This window comes from Janthinobacterium sp. SUN211, assembly GCF_030587315.1.
GTDB lineage: Bacteria > Pseudomonadota > Gammaproteobacteria > Burkholderiales > Burkholderiaceae_D > Janthinobacterium > Janthinobacterium kumbetense.
Genome location: NZ_JAPWIC010000002.1, coordinates 176802 through 195609, shown reverse-complemented (window position 1 = coordinate 195609; position 18808 = coordinate 176802). Strand labels below are relative to the sequence as shown.

The 18808-nt window shown below is 64.7% G+C and carries 14 protein-coding genes; 13 read left to right on the top strand and 1 reads right to left on the bottom strand.

What is annotated here, in order from left to right; all coding sequences use genetic code 11:
* Positions 1-217: 217 nt before the first annotated feature.
* Complete coding sequence (locus O3301_RS06550) at positions 218-1288, top strand: hypothetical protein (RefSeq protein WP_305055939.1); 1071 nt, start codon at positions 218-220, stop codon at positions 1286-1288.
* Here the strand turns inward: O3301_RS06550 and O3301_RS06545 are convergent.
* Positions 1285-2244, bottom strand: coding sequence for a LysR family transcriptional regulator (locus O3301_RS06545; RefSeq protein WP_305055938.1), 960 nt, complete (start codon positions 2242-2244; stop codon positions 1285-1287). The two genes, O3301_RS06550 and O3301_RS06545, sit on opposite strands and share 4 nt — an antisense overlap.
* 109 nt (positions 2245-2353) lie before the next feature.
* On the opposite strand from O3301_RS06545, the gene O3301_RS06540 reads away from it, so the two are divergent.
* The 12 genes from O3301_RS06540 (at position 2354) to O3301_RS06485 (ending at position 18710) form a co-directional block, all read left to right on the top strand.
* Positions 2354-3193 carry a phytanoyl-CoA dioxygenase family protein gene (locus O3301_RS06540; protein WP_305055937.1) on the top strand — a complete coding sequence of 280 codons (840 nt, stop codon included), beginning with the start codon at positions 2354-2356 and terminating at the stop codon, positions 3191-3193.
* Positions 3193-4011, top strand: a complete 819-nt coding sequence (locus tag O3301_RS06535) for a sugar phosphate isomerase/epimerase (protein ID WP_305055936.1) — start codon at positions 3193-3195, stop codon at positions 4009-4011. Before O3301_RS06540 ends, O3301_RS06535 begins: the two co-directional genes overlap by 1 nt.
* Before the next feature lie 79 nt (positions 4012-4090).
* Positions 4091-4552: a MarR family winged helix-turn-helix transcriptional regulator gene (locus O3301_RS06530; RefSeq protein WP_289911319.1), complete on the top strand. Its 462-nt coding sequence runs from the start codon at positions 4091-4093 to the stop codon at positions 4550-4552.
* A gap of 165 nt (positions 4553-4717) precedes the next feature.
* Positions 4718-7093: a M1 family metallopeptidase gene (locus O3301_RS06525; RefSeq protein WP_305055935.1), complete on the top strand. Its 2376-nt coding sequence runs from the start codon at positions 4718-4720 to the stop codon at positions 7091-7093.
* Complete coding sequence (locus tag O3301_RS06520) at positions 7090-7578, top strand: DUF6702 family protein (protein WP_305055934.1); 489 nt, start codon at positions 7090-7092, stop codon at positions 7576-7578. The genes O3301_RS06525 and O3301_RS06520 overlap by 4 nt, the downstream gene beginning before the upstream one ends.
* 33 nt (positions 7579-7611) lie before the next feature.
* Positions 7612-9648, top strand: coding sequence for a TonB-dependent receptor (locus O3301_RS06515; protein WP_305055933.1), 2037 nt, complete (start codon positions 7612-7614; stop codon positions 9646-9648).
* A gap of 103 nt (positions 9649-9751) precedes the next feature.
* Entirely contained in the window at positions 9752-10486 is a 735-nt protein-coding gene (locus O3301_RS06510) for a 2OG-Fe dioxygenase family protein (protein WP_289916970.1), read from the top strand.
* A 142-nt stretch (positions 10487-10628) separates the two neighbouring features.
* On the top strand, positions 10629-11990 hold the full coding sequence (locus tag O3301_RS06505; protein ID WP_099666722.1) for a hybrid sensor histidine kinase/response regulator: 1362 nt from the start codon (positions 10629-10631) through the stop codon (positions 11988-11990).
* Between the two features lie 264 nt (positions 11991-12254).
* Complete coding sequence (locus O3301_RS06500; protein ID WP_289916971.1) at positions 12255-12983, top strand: CerR family C-terminal domain-containing protein; 729 nt, start codon at positions 12255-12257, stop codon at positions 12981-12983.
* Entirely contained in the window at positions 12980-14395 is a 1416-nt protein-coding gene (locus tag O3301_RS06495) for an efflux transporter outer membrane subunit (RefSeq protein WP_305055932.1), read from the top strand. Before O3301_RS06500 ends, O3301_RS06495 begins: the two co-directional genes overlap by 4 nt.
* Positions 14396-14408: 13 nt before the next feature.
* Positions 14409-15584 (top strand): efflux RND transporter periplasmic adaptor subunit, encoded by a 1176-nt coding sequence (locus O3301_RS06490; RefSeq protein ID WP_305055931.1) that lies wholly within the window; start codon positions 14409-14411, stop codon positions 15582-15584.
* A 9-nt stretch (positions 15585-15593) separates the two neighbouring features.
* The gene (locus O3301_RS06485; RefSeq protein ID WP_305055930.1) at positions 15594-18710 is read left to right on the top strand and encodes an efflux RND transporter permease subunit; all 3117 of its coding nucleotides are present in this window, start codon (positions 15594-15596) and stop codon (positions 18708-18710) included.
* The last annotated feature ends 98 nt before the right edge of the window (positions 18711-18808 follow it).

Genomic DNA, 18808 nt, shown 5'->3' with positions numbered 1-18808 from the left:
AGCCGCCGTGCGCATGCGTTTGCCGCTGCGCCGGGCCACTCCCAGGCTCGCTGCCATGCCCTGCAATACCATTTATCAAATAATACATTGCTGGAAAGCACTACACAAGTAATCAGGGGCGCGGCAGCCGCCTGCCCTCCGCCGGATGGGGAATGGTGTGGCCAGTGGCAATCACCTTATAATGCTGCGATTACTTCACGTCCCCCACCTCCGCACCATGACGCTTCCCGAGAATGACACCAGCCGGCTCGACGCCATCAGCGCCGCCGCCACCGAAGTGGCCGCGCAAAACGTGGCCGACCTGCTGGCCATGGCCATCTGCCACCGCCCCGACGAACCGGCCCTGATCGTCTGCGACAAGCGCAGCTGGCTCAATGTCGTGCTGACGGAAGCGTATCGCCAGGCCTTGCCGGACGCCGCCTTCATCGATTTCGACGACGTCACGCCCGACGCCGTGCTGGCCGCGTTTGCCGAACTGCCGGCGGGCAGCCTCGTCGTGCTGATCCAGTCGACCAGCTTCCGCCTGGAAGCGTTCCGCATCCGCATCGAGCTGTTCAAGCGGGGCCTGAAAGTCATCGAACACGTGCACTTGTCGCGCATGCCCGGCGTGCAGGGCTTGCACTACATCGCCTCGCTGGCCTACGACCCCGCCTATTACCGCGGCGTGGGCCATGCGCTCAAGGCGCGCATCGACGGCGCCCGCCACGGCATGGTCGAGAGCGGCGGCGAGCAGCTGGTCTTCGCTTCCCCGTTCGAATCGGCCAAGCTCAATATCGGCGACTACAGCGGCATGAACAATATCGGCGGCCAGTTCCCCCTGGGCGAAGTGTTTACGGAAGCGCAGGACCTGGAAGCCGTCAATGGCCGCGTGCGCATCTTTGTTTTCGGCGACACGCACTTTATGGTCAACCGCCCCGACACGCCGATCACCCTGATCATCGAAAAGGGGCGCGTGACGGGCACGGAGAACGCCACGCCGGAATTTACCGCCATGCTGGAAATCATCCGCGCGCACGAAGGCGAAGTATGGGTGCGCGAACTGGGCTTCGGCATGAACCGCGCCTTTTCGCGCGAACAGCTGGTCAACGACATCGGCACGTATGAACGCATGTGCGGCATCCATCTGTCGCTGGGCGCCAAGCATGGCGTCTATACAAAACCCCAGTTCAAGCGCAAGGATGCGCGCTACCACGTCGATATCTTCGCCGTCACGCAAGCCGTTTATCTGGACGACGAGCGCGTGTACGCGGATGGCGCGTGGACGGTGGAACCGGTCGCCTTCAACTAATTAAAAAAACCGGCCGCCGCCAGCTCGCGGTCCCACGGCGGCACGGGCTGGTATTCGGCCACCAGGAAATCGATCAGCGCGCGCACCTTGGGCGACGGCTGGCGGCTGGCCGGATACAGGGCGCTCAAGTGATTCAGGGGCAGCTCCCAGCCGGACAGCACGGGCACCAGGCTGCCATCGAGCAGGTTGCGCCAGGCGAGGAACGTGGTGCTGTAGACGATGCCGAGTCCCCGCTGCGCCGCCTGGTGCAGCACCAGGCCATTGTTCGCAGTAAAACCCGCCTGCACGCGCACGCTCACCGCCTCTTGCCGGTCTCCCTCCCCGCGCTGGAAATGCCAGTTCGTACCATCCGTCAGGTGGCTGAAATGCAGGCACTGGTGCTGCAACAGCTCTTGCGGCGTCTGCGGCACGCCCCATTGCGCCAGGTAGGCGGGACTGGCGCACAGCACTGCGCGGCACGGCGCCAGCGGACGCATGGCCAGCGCACTGCTGTCCGGGATGCCGCCCACGCGTATCGTCAAGTCAAAACCGTGACGTATCGGGTCGAGCAGCGCATCGTCGACAAACAATTCGGCCTGCACCTGCGGGTGCAGCAAACTGAAACGGGCGACGGCGTCGGCCAGCCACGCGCTGCCGAAACTCGATGGCGCCTGGATCCGCAGCGGCCCGGCCAGCTCCGCCCCGGCTCCCGCCTGCGCCACATGCGCCACCATGCGCGCCGCTTCCTGCGCCTGGCTGACGGTGGCCATGCACGGCGCCAGGTAAGCGCGGCCCGCGTCCGTCAGGCTCACTTCGCGCGTGGAGCGGTGCAGCAGGCGCGCATGCAGGCGCTCTTCCAGCTGCATGATGGTCTTGCTGACCATGGCGCGCGTCAGTCCCAGGCGCTGCCCGGCCACCGTAAAGCTGCGCTGGCGCGCCACTTCGACAAAGATTTCCATCGCTTTTAGTTGATCCATGTCAAGGATTGTCTTCGCTTTGGCGACAATCTGTCAACCGCAGGGCAATTGTTTGCCGCCCTCGCCCATCCTACAATGGCGCTTTCCATTGACCTCCGGAGCCGCCGCCATGCTAACGATCGAACAACAAGAACAATACCAACGCGACGGCTACCTCATCCTGCCCGGCTTCAAGGGGGCGGACGAAATCGCCGCCTTGCGCGCGCGCGCCGAACAGATTGTCAACGAATTCGATCCCAGCGTCAGCCAGTCGATCTTCACCACGCGCGACCAGGCGAAGAACACCAACGATTATTTTCTCGCTTCCGACAACACCATCCGCTGCTTCTTCGAGGAAGAAGCGTTCGGCGCGGACGGCCAGCTGAAGCAGGCCAAATCGCTGTCGATCAACAAGATCGGCCACGCCATGCATGACCTGGACCCCGTCTTCCGCAGCTTTTCGGCCGACCCGAAACTGGCCGCAGTGGCGCGCGACCTGGGCCTGGCAGATGCGCAGGTATGGCAATCGATGTACATCTTCAAGCAGCCCGGCATCGGCGGCGAAGTGCGCTGGCACCAGGACGCCACGTATTTCGAGACCACGCCGATCAGCGTGACCACGTTCTGGTTTGCGCTGGAAGACGCCACCCTGGAAAACGGCTGCCTGTGGGCGGAACCGGGCGGCCACCGGGGCCCGCTGCGCGAACGCTTCATCCGCAACGGCGACGCCGTGCGCGTGGAAAAACTCGACGCCACGCCATGGCCCGACGACAGCACGGCCGTCCCGCTCGAAGTCAAGGCCGGCGCCCTCGTCTGCTTCCATGGCTTGCTGCCCCATTACAGCGCGCCGAACCGCTCGCCCGTCTCGCGCCACGCCTACACCCTGCACGCCACGGACGGCCAGACGGAATACGCGGCCCACAACTGGATCCAGCGCAACGCAACGTTCCCCGTGCGGGGCTTCGTCTGATGCGCATCGACGTCTTTGCCGCCCACTGGGGCAATAACGAGCTGCCGCCCGACGTCTTCATCGACAAAGTGCTGGCGGCCGGCTTCGACGGCATCGAAATGTCGCTGCCGCTGGACGCCACCCTGCGCGAGGAATGGACGGACCGCATCGCCAAGGCGGGACTGCAGCTGATCGCCGCGCAGTGGGAAACCGTCTTCCACAGCGACTTCGATCTGCACCGCGCCGCCCTGGCCGAACTGCTGGAAAACGCCTGTTTGGCGCGCCCCGTGCTGGTCAACACGCACACGGGCAAGGATTTCTATACGCCGGCGCAGAATGCGCAGCTGCTCGACCTGGCCGCCGCCATCTCGGAAAAGCACGGCGTGCCCATCGTGCACGAAATCCACCGCAGCCGCTTTTCCGGCCATCCGATGCTGCTGCTACCCTACCTGGCGCAGTATCCCGAGCTGCCATTGACGGCCGACCTGTCGCACTGGTGCTGCGCCTGCGAATCGCTGCTGGAAGACCAGCCGCAGGCCCTGGCGCAGGTGCTGCCGCTGGTGCGCCACGTGCATGCGCGCGTGGGCCATGCGCAAGGGCCGCAGGTCGCCGACTTCCGCGCGCCGGAAGCGAAACAGGCGCTCGACGCCCACCTGGCCTGGTGGGATGCCATCGTCGCCCTGCGCCGCGCGGCCGGCGCCGAGCGCATGACGTTCACACCGGAATTCGGCCCCGCGCCGTACACGCAAACGCTGCCCTGGACGCAGCAGCCAGTGAGCGACGCATGGGAACAGAACGTCGCCATGCTCGATCTGCTGCGCACGCGCTACGCCGGCTAAGCGTCCGTGTCCCGGCGCCGGATCGCCAGGTCCGGCGCCGCGCATTGCAATTAGGTAGTGCGCTATATATACTGTCCCCATGGATACCACCACCGCCCCCAATCCCTTGCACCAGGTGCCGCGCCTGGACAGCCAGCTGTGCTTTGCGCTGTACTCGACCTCGCTTGCCATGAACAAGCTGTACCGCAAGCTCCTGCGCAAGCTCGGTCTCACCTATTCGCAATACCTGGTGATGATGGTGTTGTGGGAACGCGACGGCCTGACGGTGTCGGAAGTGGGCGAGCGCCTGTTCCTCGACTCGGCCACCCTGACGCCCCTGCTCAAGCGCATGGAGCAATCGGGCCTGTTGACGCGCACGCGAGCCTCCAGTGACGAGCGGCAAGTCATCATTTCCCTCACGGAACAGGGTGACCAGCTGCGCCACGAGGCGGCCCTGCTGCCCGAAGCCATCCTGACGGCCAGCCACTGCAGCGTGGAACAGGTTGTGGACATGAAACAACAGCTGAACCAGTTACGCGACAGCCTGATGAAAAGTGAGTAAAAGCGCCGCTTTTCCAAGCAAAATCAGGCAAAGTTCTCCCCTGACAGCGCCAGGCAAAAGCTGGCGTGAAATCCGCCTTTCTTTATTACAAATCGATACATGGATGGCCCCGCCCTGCGTATAGAATAGTTGCCACTATTTCCTTACAACAACATCAGGGTGAATATGCGCATACCTTTCGGCTCCGTAGCCTCGTTGGCTCTGTGTTTTACCGTGTCGGCCTTCGCGGCCGAACCATTCGACGACAAGTTCCGCCAGCTCGAAGAGGTGCTGCCCACCCCGAATACCTACCGCACCGCCTCCGGTGCGCCGGGCCACGCCTATTGGCAGCAACGCGCCGACTACACGATCCGCGCGACGCTGGACGAAGCCAAACGCGAGATCGCCGGCAGTGGCACCATCACCTATCATAACCAGTCGCCCGACACCCTCGGTTACCTGTGGGTGCAGCTGGACCAGAATATCTACAAGCCCGATTCCGACGCGCGCCGCATGACCACGGCGCCCTCGCGCCAGGCGTGGGCCAAGACGACGGGCGAAGAGACCATGAAGTTCGAAGGCTTGCGCGGCATCCTCGCGCGCGGCGACTTCCAGGGCGGCTTCAATATCCGCCGCTTGACAGGCGCGGATGGCCAGCCTTTGAAATATGTAGTGAACCGCACCATGATGCGCATCGACTTGCCGCAGCCCTTGAAGCCAGGCCAGGATTTCGTCTTCCAGATCGACTGGGATTACCGCATCAACGAACAGAAGGTGTTGGGCGGGCGCGCCGGCTATGAAGTCTTCGACGACAAGAACGCCCTGTTCGAAGTGGCGCAGTGGTTCCCCCGCATGGCGGCCTATTACGATGCGGCCGGCTGGCAGCACAAGCAGTTCCTCGGCTCCGGCGAATTCACGCTGGAATTCGGCGACTACGACGTGCAGCTGACCGTTCCTGCCGACCATATCGTCGCCTCCACGGGGGAGCTGCAAAACCCGCAGGAGGTGCTGTCTTCCGCGCAGCGCGAGCGCCTGGAAAAGGCCCGCGGCAGCGACAAGCCCGTCGTCATCGTCACGCAGAAGGAAGCCGAAGCGGCCGAAAAAACAGTGAGCCGCGCGCAAAAGACGTGGCACTTCAAGGCGGCCAACGTGCGCGACTTCGCCTGGGCCTCGAGCCGCAAGTTCATCTGGGACGCGCAGGGCTACAAGAAGGGCGGCAGCGATGTGATGGCCATGTCCTACTATCCGAAAGAGGGCAATCCCCTGTGGGAAAAGTACAGTACGCAAGCCATCGTGCACACGATTGAACAGTACAACAAGTACAGCATCGACTATCCGTATCCGACGGCCATCTCCGTCAACGGCCCCGTGGGCGGCATGGAGTATCCGATGATCTCGTTTAACGGCCCCCGCCCGGTGAAAGACAAGAAGACGGGCGAGCTGACCTACTCCAAGCGCACCAAGTATGGCCTGATCGGCGTGATCATCCACGAAGTGGGCCACAACTACTACCCGATGATCATCAACTCGGACGAACGCCAGTGGACGTGGATGGACGAAGGCCTCAACACCTTCGTGCAATACCTGGCGCAGCAGGCGTGGGAAGAAAACTACCCGGCCTCGCGCGGCGAACCGCGCGAGATCGTCGACTACATGCGTAGCCGCGACCAGGTGCCCATCATGACCAATTCCGAGTCCCTGCTGCAGTTCGGTAACAACGCCTACGCCAAGCCGGCGGCGGGCCTGAACATCCTGCGCGAAACCATCCTCGGGCGCGAACTGTTCGACTACGCGTTCAAGGAATATGCGCAGCGCTGGAAGTTCAAGCGCCCCACGCCCGCCGACTTTTTCCGCACCATGGAAGACGCCTCCGGCACGGACCTGGACTGGTTCTGGCGCGGCTGGTTCTATACGACCGACCCGGTCGACATCAGCATCGACGGCATCAGCGAATATGGCGTGAGCTCAAAAGATCCGGCAACGGAAAAAGCGTGGAAGAAGGCGCAAAAGGACGCCCAGCCGGAATCCGTCACGAGCCGCGCCAACAAGGGCATGCCGCGCCGGGTCGAGGCACATCCGGAGCTGAAGGATTTCTACAACCAGCACGACGATTTCACGGTGACCAACAAGGACCGCAACGCCTACGCCGAAGCGCTGGCCGCCCTGGAACCGTGGGAAAAGGACTTGCTGAAACAGGGCAAGCACCTGTACCTGGTCGACCTGTCGAACGTGGGCGGCATGGTCATGCCGCTGATCCTCGAAATCGAACTAAAAAGCGGCAAGAAGTACGTCGAGCGCGTGCCAGCCGAAGTGTGGCGCTACTCGCCGAAGAAAATCACCAAGGTCGTCATCACGGATGAACCGATGGTGGGCCTGGTGCAGGACCCGTACTGGGAAACGGCCGATATCGACACGAGCAACAACGCTTGGCCGCGGAAAATCACGCCATCGCGCCTGGAACTGTTCAAGAGCGAGAAGTCGCCCAAGGATAACCTGATGCGCGATTTTCATACGCCGCTGAAAGGCAAGAATGGCGGCTCGGCCAAGAGCGACGAGGCGTGAAGCGCTGGCGCCTGCTCGCTTGCGCCACGCTGGCCTGCGCCAGCATGGCGGCGGGCGCCCATAATTTCCACATGGGCATCGCCGATATCAGCTATAACCCGGCCAGCGGCAGCACCGAAGTGGTGCATACCTACACGGGCCACGACGTCGAGGCGCTGCTGACCAATCTGTACCAGCGCCAGTTCGACCTGGGTCAGGAAGACAGCGAAGCGGCCCTGCGCCGCTATGTCGAAAAACAGTTTTACCTCGTGGCGCCGGACGGCAAGCGCCTGCGCCTGAACTGGGTCGGCATGAAGGTCAATGCCGACAACGTGGTGATCTTCCAGGAGCTCGAACGCACGCGCCTGGCGCCCGCCACGCGCATCCACAACCAGCTGCTGATCGACTTCCTGCCCAGCCAGCGCAACACCCTCAACGTGCAGGACAGCGGCGCCATCCAGACGCTGATTTTCGACCGCCAGAACACGGAACTGCCGATCCGCTAAACACCGGCAAACTGCCGCCACACCCATACACCAATGACGCCACGCTCTCTGCCCCTCCTCCTCGCCGCCCTGTTTTTACCTGCCGCCGTCCACGCCGACGACATCTTCCAGCGCGTGCTGGTCGACGGTTCGCGCCTGAACCAGCTGGGCGTGGCCGATTCGGCCAACGCGGGCAGCGTCACGCAAAAGCAGCTCGATGCGCGCACCAGCTACCGGCCCGGCGAACTGCTCGAAGCCGTGCCGGGGCTGATCGTCAGCCAGCATAGCGGCGAGGGCAAGGCCAACCAGTTCTACCTGCGCGGCTTCAACCTCGATCACGGCACGGACTTGCGCACCACCGTCGACGAGATGCCCGTCAACCAACGCAGCCATGGCCACGGACAGGGCTGGACGGACCTGAACTTCCTGATACCCGAACTGGCCATGCGCCTCGATTACAAAAAGGGGCCATATTCGGCGACGCAAGGCGACTTTTCCTCGGCGGGAGCGGCGTCCGTCGTGTATGCGAACCGCCTGACGCAGGGCGTCGCCAGCGTGGGACTCGGACAAAACGGCTTTCGCCGCGCCCTGCTGGCCGATTCGCCCGATGCGGGCGACGGCAGCCTGCTGTACGCGCTCGAAGCGCAGCATAACGATGGCCCGTTCACGCAACCGGACCGCTACCGCAAGCTCAATGGCGTGCTGCGCTACAGCGAAGGCTATGCCAACAACGGCTTCAACGTCACGGCCATGGCGTATGACGCCAGCTGGAACGCCACCGACCAGATTCCGCTGCGCGCCGTGCAGGACGGCACGTTGGGCCGCTTCGACGCCATCGATGCCAGCGACGGCGGCAAGGCGCAGCGCTACAGCCTGTCGGGCGCCTGGCGCCAGACGACGGACGACGTGTCATCCAGGGTCAGCGCGTATGTGATCGCCAACCGCCTGGCCCTGTTCTCGAATTTTACGTATGCGATGGACGATCCCGACAACGGCGACCAGTTCGCCCAGCCCGACCGGCGCGTGACGGCCGGCCTGGATGCCAGCCACACCTGGCACCGCCACACGGACAGGGGCAGCAGCGACACCACCATCGGCCTGCAGCTCCAGAACGACAATATCCACAACGGCTTGTACAACACGCGGCAGCGGCAGATCCTGTCGACCACGCGGCAAGACCACATCGTCGAGTCGAGCATCGGCGTGTATGGCGAAAACAGCACGCGCTGGTCGCGCTGGCTGCGCACCGTGGCCGGCCTGCGCGCGGACGCCTACCGCTTCGACGTGCGCAGCGACCGCGCCGCCAATTCGGGCACGGCCAGCGACCATTTGTTCAGTCCCAGCCTGAGCGTGATCGCGGGACCGTGGCGCGATACGGAAGCGTATCTCAACATCGGCAATGGCTTTCACAGCAACGACGCGCGCGGCACGACGATCACGGTCGACCCGAAGACGGGCGAGGCGGCCGACAAGGTCACGCCTTTGGTGCGCTCGCGCGGGCTGGAACTGGGCTTGCGCAGCGCCGCCATCGCCGGCCTGCAAACCTCGCTGTCGCTGTACCGCCTGGACTTCGATTCCGAGCTGCTGTTCATCGGCGACGCGGGCGCCACCGAGGCGGGCCGCCCCAGCCGCCGCTACGGCGTGGAGTTTTCCAGCTACTACAAGGCGGCCAGCTGGCTGTCGCTAGACCTGGACCTGGCGTATGCGCGGGCGCGCTCGCGCGGCAGCGACCCGGTGGGCGACTTCATCCCCGGCGCCATCGAAGGCGTGGCCCAGCTGGCCATGACGGTGACGCCGCCGGGGCCGTGGTCGGGTTCCTTGCGCCTGCGCTACTTCGGCCCGCGCCCGCTGATTGAAGACAACAGCGTGCGCTCCGCGGCCAGCGTGGGCTTGAACGGGCGTATCGCCTACCAAATCGACAAGACCTTGCGCGTGGAAGTCGAAGGCTACAACCTGGCCAACCGGCGCGACTCGGCCATCGACTATTACTATGCCTCACGCCTGCCCGGCGAAGCACAACCCGTCGACGATATCCACTTCCATCCGGTGGAATCGCGCTCGCTGCGCCTGACCCTGGTAAAGAATTTTTAACTCAACAAGAATAATTCCTGTCTCACTGCACAGGAAACGCCGCGAAGTCGTAGAATGCCAGGCTGGATAAACTGAGACAGGCCGCGTTCCGGCCCGCACCGCCATGAGCACTTCCGCACCGATCTTTACCGACCCTTCCCACGTCAAGGAAGCCTTGCGCGATGACGGCTATGCCGTCCTGCGCCCGCAGGATGTGGCCGCGCTGGCCGGCTGCCCGCTGGCCGCGCTGCGCGCGCTGGAAGGGAGCTGGAATACCCTCCCACTGGACAATTACCTGAAGGATGGCGGCCGCTATCGCCGCCGGCGCCACTCGTGCTTCGTGCAGGATGGCGAGCGCCTGACGCAGACGGCGCACCGTCCGCACTGGCAACCGGTGGAATACAACGCCCTGCACGGCGGCATGCACCGCCTGTTCGAACCGGTCGAAGCGGCTATCGTTGCGCAAGCGGCCTGGCAGCATCTGATCCGCGCGCTGGGCGACGCCTGCTCGCAGGTCAAGGGCAGCCAACCGTGGTTCATCGAAGCGCACCAGTTCCGCATCGATACGACCGATGGCATCGGCCGCCCCACGCCGGAAGGCGCGCACCGCGACGGCGTCGATTTCGTCGCCGTGCTGCTGATCGGGCGCGAACAAGTCAAGGGCGGCGAGACGCGCATCTTCGAGGCCGATGGCCCCAACGGCAAGCGTTTTACCCTGACCGAGCCGTGGTCGCTGCTGCTGCTCGACGATGCGTCTGTCATCCACGAATCGACGCCGATCCAGCCGATCGGCGAACATGGCCACCGCGATACGCTCGTGCTGACTTATCGCGCAGGCCAGTTCCAGGGCGAAAACTGACAAGCGGCCACAGCATTCCCTGTGGCCAAAATAGTTACTTGGAAGTTACTTTTGCAGACCTAAATCCGATATAGTCATACGATGTCGATATTGCGCGCTCACCGCGCCCAGCATCACCACACTGAAATTCTAGGAGAGGTCTGTGGACTCCAACAACCAAATCAAGCCTGACGAAATCGAGATCCTGATCGTCGAGGATAGCCCGACCCAGGCGGAGCGCTTGCGCCGCCTGATCCAGTCCCTGCACTATAACGCGCGCGTGGCGGCCAATGGCCAGCTGGCCCTGGCCGCCATCCGCGAGCGCAAGCCGCACCTGGTGCTGTCCGACATCGTCATGCCTGAAATGAATGGCTACGACCTGTGCCGCGCCATCAAGTCCGATCCGACCTTGCGCGACATCCCCGTGATCCTCGTCACCTCGCTCAACGATCCGAAGGACATCATCCGCGGCATCGAGTGCGGCGCGGACAATTTCATCCGCAAGCCCTACGCGGAAGACTACCTGCTCAACCGCATCAGCCACATGCTGATGAACCAGAAGCTGCGCAAGAACCAGAATGTGGAAATCGGCATCGCCCTGTACCTGGGCGACCAGAAGCACTTCATCAATGCGGAGCGCCAGCAAATCCTCGACCTGCTGATCTCCACGTATGAACAGGCGGTGCAGGTCAACGGCGAACTGCAGGCGCGCGAACGCCAGGTGATCGAGCTGAACATGCGCCTGGCGCACCATGCGGCCGAACTGGAAACCATCAACCGCGAAATCGCCCTGAAAAACCTGGAGCTGGCCGAGGCGAGCCGCATGAAGTCCGCCTTCATCGCGAACATGTCGCATGAATTGCGCACGCCGCTCAACGCCATCATCGGCTTCACGGGCGCGCTGCTCATGAAACTGCCCGGCCCCCTGACATCCGACCAGGACAAGCAGCTGAACACCATCCGCGCGAGTGCGCGCCATCTGCTCTCGCTGATCAACGACATCCTCGACGTGGCCAAGATCGAGGCGGGCAAGCTGACCCTGTCGATCGAACCCGTGCACTGCCAGGAACTGATGGCCGACGTGGCCGACACCCTGCGCCCCCTGGCCCAGCAAAAGGGCCTGGCGCTGGAAATGGCGCTGGGAGAAGAAGGCCAGCCGCCCGCCATCATCGACACGGACCGCCGCGCGCTGACGCAAATCCTCATCAACTTGCTCAACAACGCCATCAAGTTCACGGAACAGGGCACGGTGCGTATCAGCCTTGCCCAGCGCGACGAAGACGGCGTGCTGGTGACGGAAATGAGTATCGCCGACAGCGGCGCCGGCATCAAGGAAGAAGACCAGGCCAAACTGTTCCAGGCCTTCTCGCAGCTCGATTCCACCTCCACGCGCCACGTGGAAGGCGCGGGACTGGGCCTGTACCTGTGCCAGAACCTGGCCAACGCCATCGGCGGCGCCCTGTTTTTCAACAGCGACTACGGCTCCGGCAGCACGTTTACACTGGCTCTGCGTAGCAAGGCCTGAGTTTCTGTGCGCCGCAGCATGAAATTTTGATTTCTTGCCATCCAAGACTGACCGATACAGTAGTTCTACGGTATTGCACCGCACCATTTTCAGCGCTATAGTAGAACTGTCTCCTCCAATTCGTTCTCCGAACATTGGATTACGCCCGCGAATACAACCGCGGGCTTTTTTTTGCCTGCGTTTTCCCTCATCTTCACCTTTCCTTAACTAAATCAAACGATTTAGTTATATCAATCGTTTGAGATATGTGATTAAATCTCCGGCATGATTGAAAAAAACGCCACCCCCACTTCCCACGCCGACGAGGGGCGCAAGCCCCGTTCCGACGGCGAACAGTCGCGCGAGCGCCTGCTGCATAGCGCCATCCGCCTGTTTGCCGAGCAGGGCTACGCCAAGACGTCCACGCGCGAACTGGCGCAGGCGGCCGGCACGAACGCGGCGGCCATCAGTTATTACTTTGGCGACAAGGCGGGCCTGTACCGCGCCGCCTTCGCCCAGCAGTCGCCGAACCCGCAAGACAATATCGCCCTGTACGAACAACCGCATTTCACCTTGCGCCAAAGCCTGGAAGGCTTTTATGCGCAGCTGCTCGCCCCCATGCAGCAGGGCGAGATCGCGCGCGACTGCATGCGCCTGTGGTGCCGCGAGATGCTCGAACCGACGGGCCTATGGGCGCGCGAAATCGACCAGAATATCCGCCCTGAGCACGAGGCGCTCACGCGCGTGCTGGCGCGCCACCTGGGCGCACCCGACGACAGCGACGATATGCACCGCCTGGCCTTTTCCATCGCTTCGCTCGCCCTGCAGCACATGGTGGGTGCGGAAGTGCTGCAAACCTTGCGCCCGCAGCTGCTGGAATCGCCGCAGGCCATCGACACCTGGCTGGCGCGCATGACCGACTACGCGCTGGCCATGGCCGACGTGGAGCGCCAGCGCCTGGCCCTTCCTCCCTCTCCCCCTACCGCTCAACGACAAGCAGAAAGACCAGCATGACGACTATTCGATGCACCGTTCAACGTGTCCTGGCCGCCAGCATCGTGCTGGCGCTGGGCGGTTGCGCCCTGCAGGGGCCGCCCGCAGCGGTGGCCACCAGCGCGCCCGCGCAGTGGCAGGCGCCGCTGCCGCATAACGGCAAGCTGACGGACCTGGCCAGCTGGTGGCAGGGCCAGGGTGACAGCCTGCTGGTGGAATTGATCACCGACGCGCAGCAGGTCAGCCCGACCATCGCCGCCGCCCGCACGCGCATCGTGCAGGCGCGCGCGGACAGAGTCGCCAGCGGCGCCGCGCTGGCGCCCGCGCTCGATGCGACGGGCAGCGTGGTGCGCACCAGCCAGCAATCGGCGCAGCCCGGCGGCACCACCTCGCAGGCCGCGCTGCAGGCGTCGTGGGAAATCGACGTCTTCGGCGCCAACCGCGCCACGCGCGATGCGGCGCAGGAGCGCTACGACAGCGCGCGCTCTCTCTGGCATGAGGCCCGCGTCTCGGTCGCCGCCGAAGTGGCAAACCAGTATTACGCCTTGCGCACCTGCCAGCAACTGCAGGCAGTGTCCGAACAGGATGCCGTCTCGCGCCGCGACTCGGCGCGCCTGACGGAACTGAGCGCCGGCGCCGGCTTCCAGCCTCCCGCCAACGCCGCTCTGGCCCGCGCCAGCGCCGCCGAAGGCGCCAGCCGCGCCATCGAACAGCGCGCCGCCTGCGACGTGAATGTCAAGGCGCTGGTGGCCCTGTCGGCCATGCCGGAAGCGTCGCTGCGCGAGAAGCTGGCGGCCAGCCCGGCGGTCCTGCCCTCGCCCGTGGCGATTGCGCAACTGCCGGCGCAAACCCTGGGCCAGCGTCCCGATATCTACAGCGCCGAACGCGAAGTGGCGGCCGCCAGCTTCGAAGTGCGCGGCGCGCAGGCGCAGCGCTACCCGCGTCTGAGTCTGGCCGGCTCCATCGGCAAGGGCAATATCCGCGCCGGAGGCACCAGCATCACGGCCAGCACCTGGAGCATCGGCCCGCTGGCCGTCAGCCTGCCCATCTTCGACGGCGGCACCCGCCGCGCCCAGGTCGATGCGGCAACGGCGCGCTACGACGAAGCCGTGGTGAAGTACCGTGCCGGCGTGCGCCAGGCCGTGCGCGAAGTGGAAGAAGCGCTGGTCAACCTGGCCAGCACGGACGCGCGCAGCGGCCACGCGAAAACGGCGCTGGAAGGCTATCGCGTGTCGTTTGTCGCCACCGAGGACCGCTACAAGAATGGCCTGGCCAGCCTGATCGAACTGGAAGACGCGCGCCGCACGCGCCTGGCCGCCGAAAACACCGTGGTCAACCTCGAACGCGAACGCAGCGCCGCCTGGGTAGCGCTGTACCGCGCCGCCGGCGGCGGCTGGAACAGCAGCAGCGCCATCGCCAACAACGCCCCCTGACGGATACGACAACATGAAAAAAATGACCTTGAAACCGATGGCTCTCGCCCTTGCCGCCCTCTGCATTGTGCTGGGCGCCGGCGTTACCCTATATTCCCCGTCCTCCACGGCGGCCGACGACGCCAAGGATAAGAACGCGGCGCAAAAACCGGCGCTCACCGTCACCACGGCCAAGCCGCAGACGGCCAGCCTGCCCATCAAGCTGAAGGCCAACGGCAACGTGGCCGCCTGGCAGGAAGCCGTCATCGGCAGCGAATCGAACGGCTTGCGCCTGACGGATGTGCGCGTGAATGTCGGCGACGTGGTGCGCGCCGGCCAGGTGCTGGCCGTGTTCTCGAATGACACAGTCAATGCCGACGTGGCGCAGGCGAAGGCCGCCGTGCTGGAAGCGGAAGCAAATGCCGCGGAAGCCGCCGCCAACGCGCAGCGCGCCCGTTCGCTGCAAAGCACGGGCGCCATCAGCGCGCAGCAGATCAGCCAGTACCTGACGGCCGAACAGACGGCCAACGCACGCATCGCGTCCGCCAAGGCGCAGCTGGCGTCGCAACAGCTGCGCCTGAAATACACGCAGGTGGTGGCGCCCGACAGCGGCATTATCTCTGCGCGCTCGGCCACCGTCGGCTCCGTCGTGGGCGCCGGCACGGAACTGTTCCGCATGATCCGCCAGGGCCGCCTCGAATGGCGCGCCGAAGTGACGGCCACCGAGCTGCTGAACCTGAAAGCGGGCACCCTGGCGCAAGTCAAGGCAGCCAATGGCAGCGTTTTGACGGGCAAGGTGCGCATGATCGCCCCTACCGTCGACCCGCAGACGCGTTCGGCCCTCGTGTACGTCGACCTGCCGGCCAGCACCGGCAATAATGCGCCGTTCAAGGCCGGCATGTACGCCAGCGGCGAATTCGAACTGGGCACCTCGGGCGCGCTGACGGTGCCGCAGCAGGCGATTGCCGTACGCGATGGCTTCAGCTATGTCTTCCGCCTGAATGCCGACCAGCGGGTCAGCCAGATCAAGGTGCAGGCCGGACGGCGCCTGAGCGACCGCATCGAGATTTTAGGCGGCATCACGGCCGACACCACCATCGTCGTCAGCGGCGCCGGCTTCCTCAATGACGGTGACCTGGTGCGGAATGTTCAAAACCCGGTGGCAACCCCGGTCGCAGCGGCTGCCAAGCCGGCCGCAGCGAAGAAGTAAGGAAAAACCATGAATTTTTCCTCCCTCTCGATCAAGAATCCGATCCCGGCCATCATGCTGTTCGTGCTGCTGACCCTGGCCGGCTTGCTGGCCTACAAGGCCAATCCGGTGCAGGATTTCCCCGACATCGAACTGCCCATCGTCACCGTCAGCGCGGTGCTGCCCGGCGCCGCGCCGGCGCAGCTGGAAACGGAAGTGGCGCGCAAGATCGAAGACTCCGTCGCCACCCTGCAAGGCGTGAAAAACATCTACACCAAGGTGCTCGATGGCGTCGTCACGGTGACCGTCGAATTCATCCTGGAAAAGCAGATCGCCGAAGCCGTCAACGATGTGCGCGACGCCGTCGCGCGCGTCAAGGCGGACATGCCGGCCGAGCTGCGCGACCCCACCGTCACCAAAGCGTCCACCGCAGGCAGGGTGGTGCTGACCTTTATCGCCACAGCAAAACCAGGCGTCGACAATCCGCTCGACGCGCCTGACCTGTCCTGGTTCGTCGACAACACGGTGGCCAAGCGCCTCCTGACCGTGCCCGGCGTGGGCGCCGTCACCCGCGTGGGCGGCGTCTACCGCGAGATCCAGGTGGAACTCGACGAGGCGCGCATGGCCGCCTTGAAAGTGTCGGCCCTCGACGTCTCGCGTCAGTTGCGCCTGGTGCAGCGCGAAGCGCCCGGCGGCCGGGGCGACATCAGCGGCGCCGAGCAGTCGGTGCGCACCATCGCCACCGTGAAAACGGCCGATGAACTGTCGCGCGTGGAAGTGCCGCTGCCGGACGGGCGCCACGTGCGCCTGGACCAGGTGGCCACCGTGCGCGACACGGTCGCCGAACCGCGCGCGCTGGCCGAGCAGGATGGCAAGACCGTCGTCGCCTTTGAAGTGTTCCGCACCAAGGGCGCCAGCGAAGTGGCCGTCGCCAAGGGCGCGCGCGACGCCATCGCCGACCTGCAGAAGGAAAACCCGAATGTCGTGCTGCAGCAGTCGATCGACAATGCCTTCCCCGTCGAGGAGAACTTCGACGGCTCGATGGAGCTGCTGTACGAAGGCGCGCTGCTGGCCGTGCTGGTGGTGTGGTGGTTCCTGCGCGACTGGCGCGCCACCTTGGTGGCCGCCGCCGCCCTGCCCCTGTCCGTGATGCCGGCCTTCCTCGGCATCTACTGGTTCGGTTACACGCTCAACACCGTCACCCTGCTGTCGCTGGCGCTGGTCGTCGGCGTGCTGGTCGACGACGCCATCGTGGAAATCGAAAACATCGAGCGCCATCTGCGCATGGGCAAGTCGCCCATGGAAGCGGCCATGGAAGCGGCCGACGAAATCGGCATGGCGGTGATCGCCACCACCTTCGCGCTGGTGGCCGTATTCCTGCCGACGGCCTTCATGAGCGGCATTCCCGGCCTGTTCTTCAAGCAGTTCGGCTGGACGGCCGTGCTGGCCGTACTGGCCTCGCTGGTGGTGGCGCGCCTGCTCACGCCGATGATGGCAGCCTACATATTGAAACCGCTGCCGCACAAGGAAGAACAGGATGGCTGGCTGATGACGCGCTACCTGCGCGTCATGCGCTGGTGCCTGAACCACCGCGGCACCACGGCCATCGCCGCTGCCCTGTTCTTTATCGGTGCCATCGCGCTCGTGCCCCTGCTGCCGACGGGCTTCGTGCCGGCCGCCGACCGCGCGCAGACGCAGATCAACCTGGAACTGCCGCCCGGCTCCACCCTGGGCGAAACGCAAGCCGTGGCGGCCCTGGCGCGCGATGCGGCCATGCGCACGCCAGGCATCCAGGGCGTCTTCAGTTCGATAGGCGGCGGCTCCAGCGGCGACGCCTTCGCCCCCGGCGCGGCGGCCGAGGCGCGCCGCGCCGTGCTGACCCTGACCACCGTGCACCGCACGGAGCGCAAGGAATCGATGGCGGGCCTGGAAACGCAGCTGCGCCACAAGCTCGATGCCATTCCCGGCGCGCGCTTCACGGTGGGGCCGCCCGACACGGGCGTCAAGATGCAGCTGGTGCTGCGCTCGGAAGACCCGGTGGCGCTGATGGCGGCGGCACAGAAAGTCGAGCGCGAGCTGCGCGGCCTGAAAGGCATCGGCAACGTCAATTCCAGCGCTTCGCTGGTGCGCCCGGAAATCATCGTGCGCCCTGATTTTGCCAAGGCCGCCGACCTGGGCGTGACGGCGGCGGCCATCGGTGAGACGGTGCGCGTGGCCACGGCCGGCGACTACGACACGGACCTGACGAAAATGAACCTGCCCGAGCGGCAGGTACCGATCCGCGTCAAGCTGCCCAACAGCGTGCGCGCCGACCTGGCCGCCATCGAGCGCCTGACGGTGCCCGGCAAGAATGGTCCCGTGCGCCTGGCGAACGTGGCCACCGTGACGATGGAAAGCGGCCCGGCGCAGATCGACCGTTTGAACCGCAGCCGCAACGTCACCCTCGACGTGGAACTCGGTTCGCGCACCCTGGGCGAACTGAATGAAGAAGCGCGCGCGCTGCCGTCGATGAAAAATCTGCCGCCATCCGTGAAGATCGCCGAACTGGGCGACGCGCAGGAAATGGCCTCGCTGTTCGCCAGCTTCGGCCTGGCCATGCTGATCGGCGTGTTGTGCATCTACTGCGTGCTGGTGCTGCTGTTCAAGGACTTCATGCAGCCGGTGACCATCCTGGCGGCGCTGCCGCTGTCGATCGGCGGCGCTTTCGTGGCCCTGCTGATCACGGGCAGCGCCCTGTCGATGCCGTCGATGATCGGCCTGATCATGCTGATGGGGATCGTCACCAAGAACTCGATCCTGCTGGTCGACTATGCGATCCTGGCGCGCCAGACTGGCATGAACCGCTTCGATGCGCTGGTCGACGCTTGCCACAAGCGCAGCCGGCCCATCCTGATGACGACGATCGCCATGGGCGCCGGCATGATGCCGCTGGCGCTGGGCTGGGGCGCCGACCCCAGCTTCCGTTCGCCGATGGCCATTACCGTCATCGGCGGCCTGATCACGTCGACTTTACTGAGCCTGCTGGTGGTGCCGGCCGTATTCACCTACATCGACGACCTGGAGCACCTGCTCAAGCGCGGCATGGCCAGACTGCGCCGCCAGAAGGCGCCGCTGCGGCGCGATGACAAGGTGGCGCTGGAAAAATAAGCGCCGCCACCGTTTGCAAAATCGCCCCCTGCGGGCAAGGAAGCGAAGGACCGGCCGCCAGGCCGCGCTCCCTCGCTTCCATCTATCTGGCATACTGG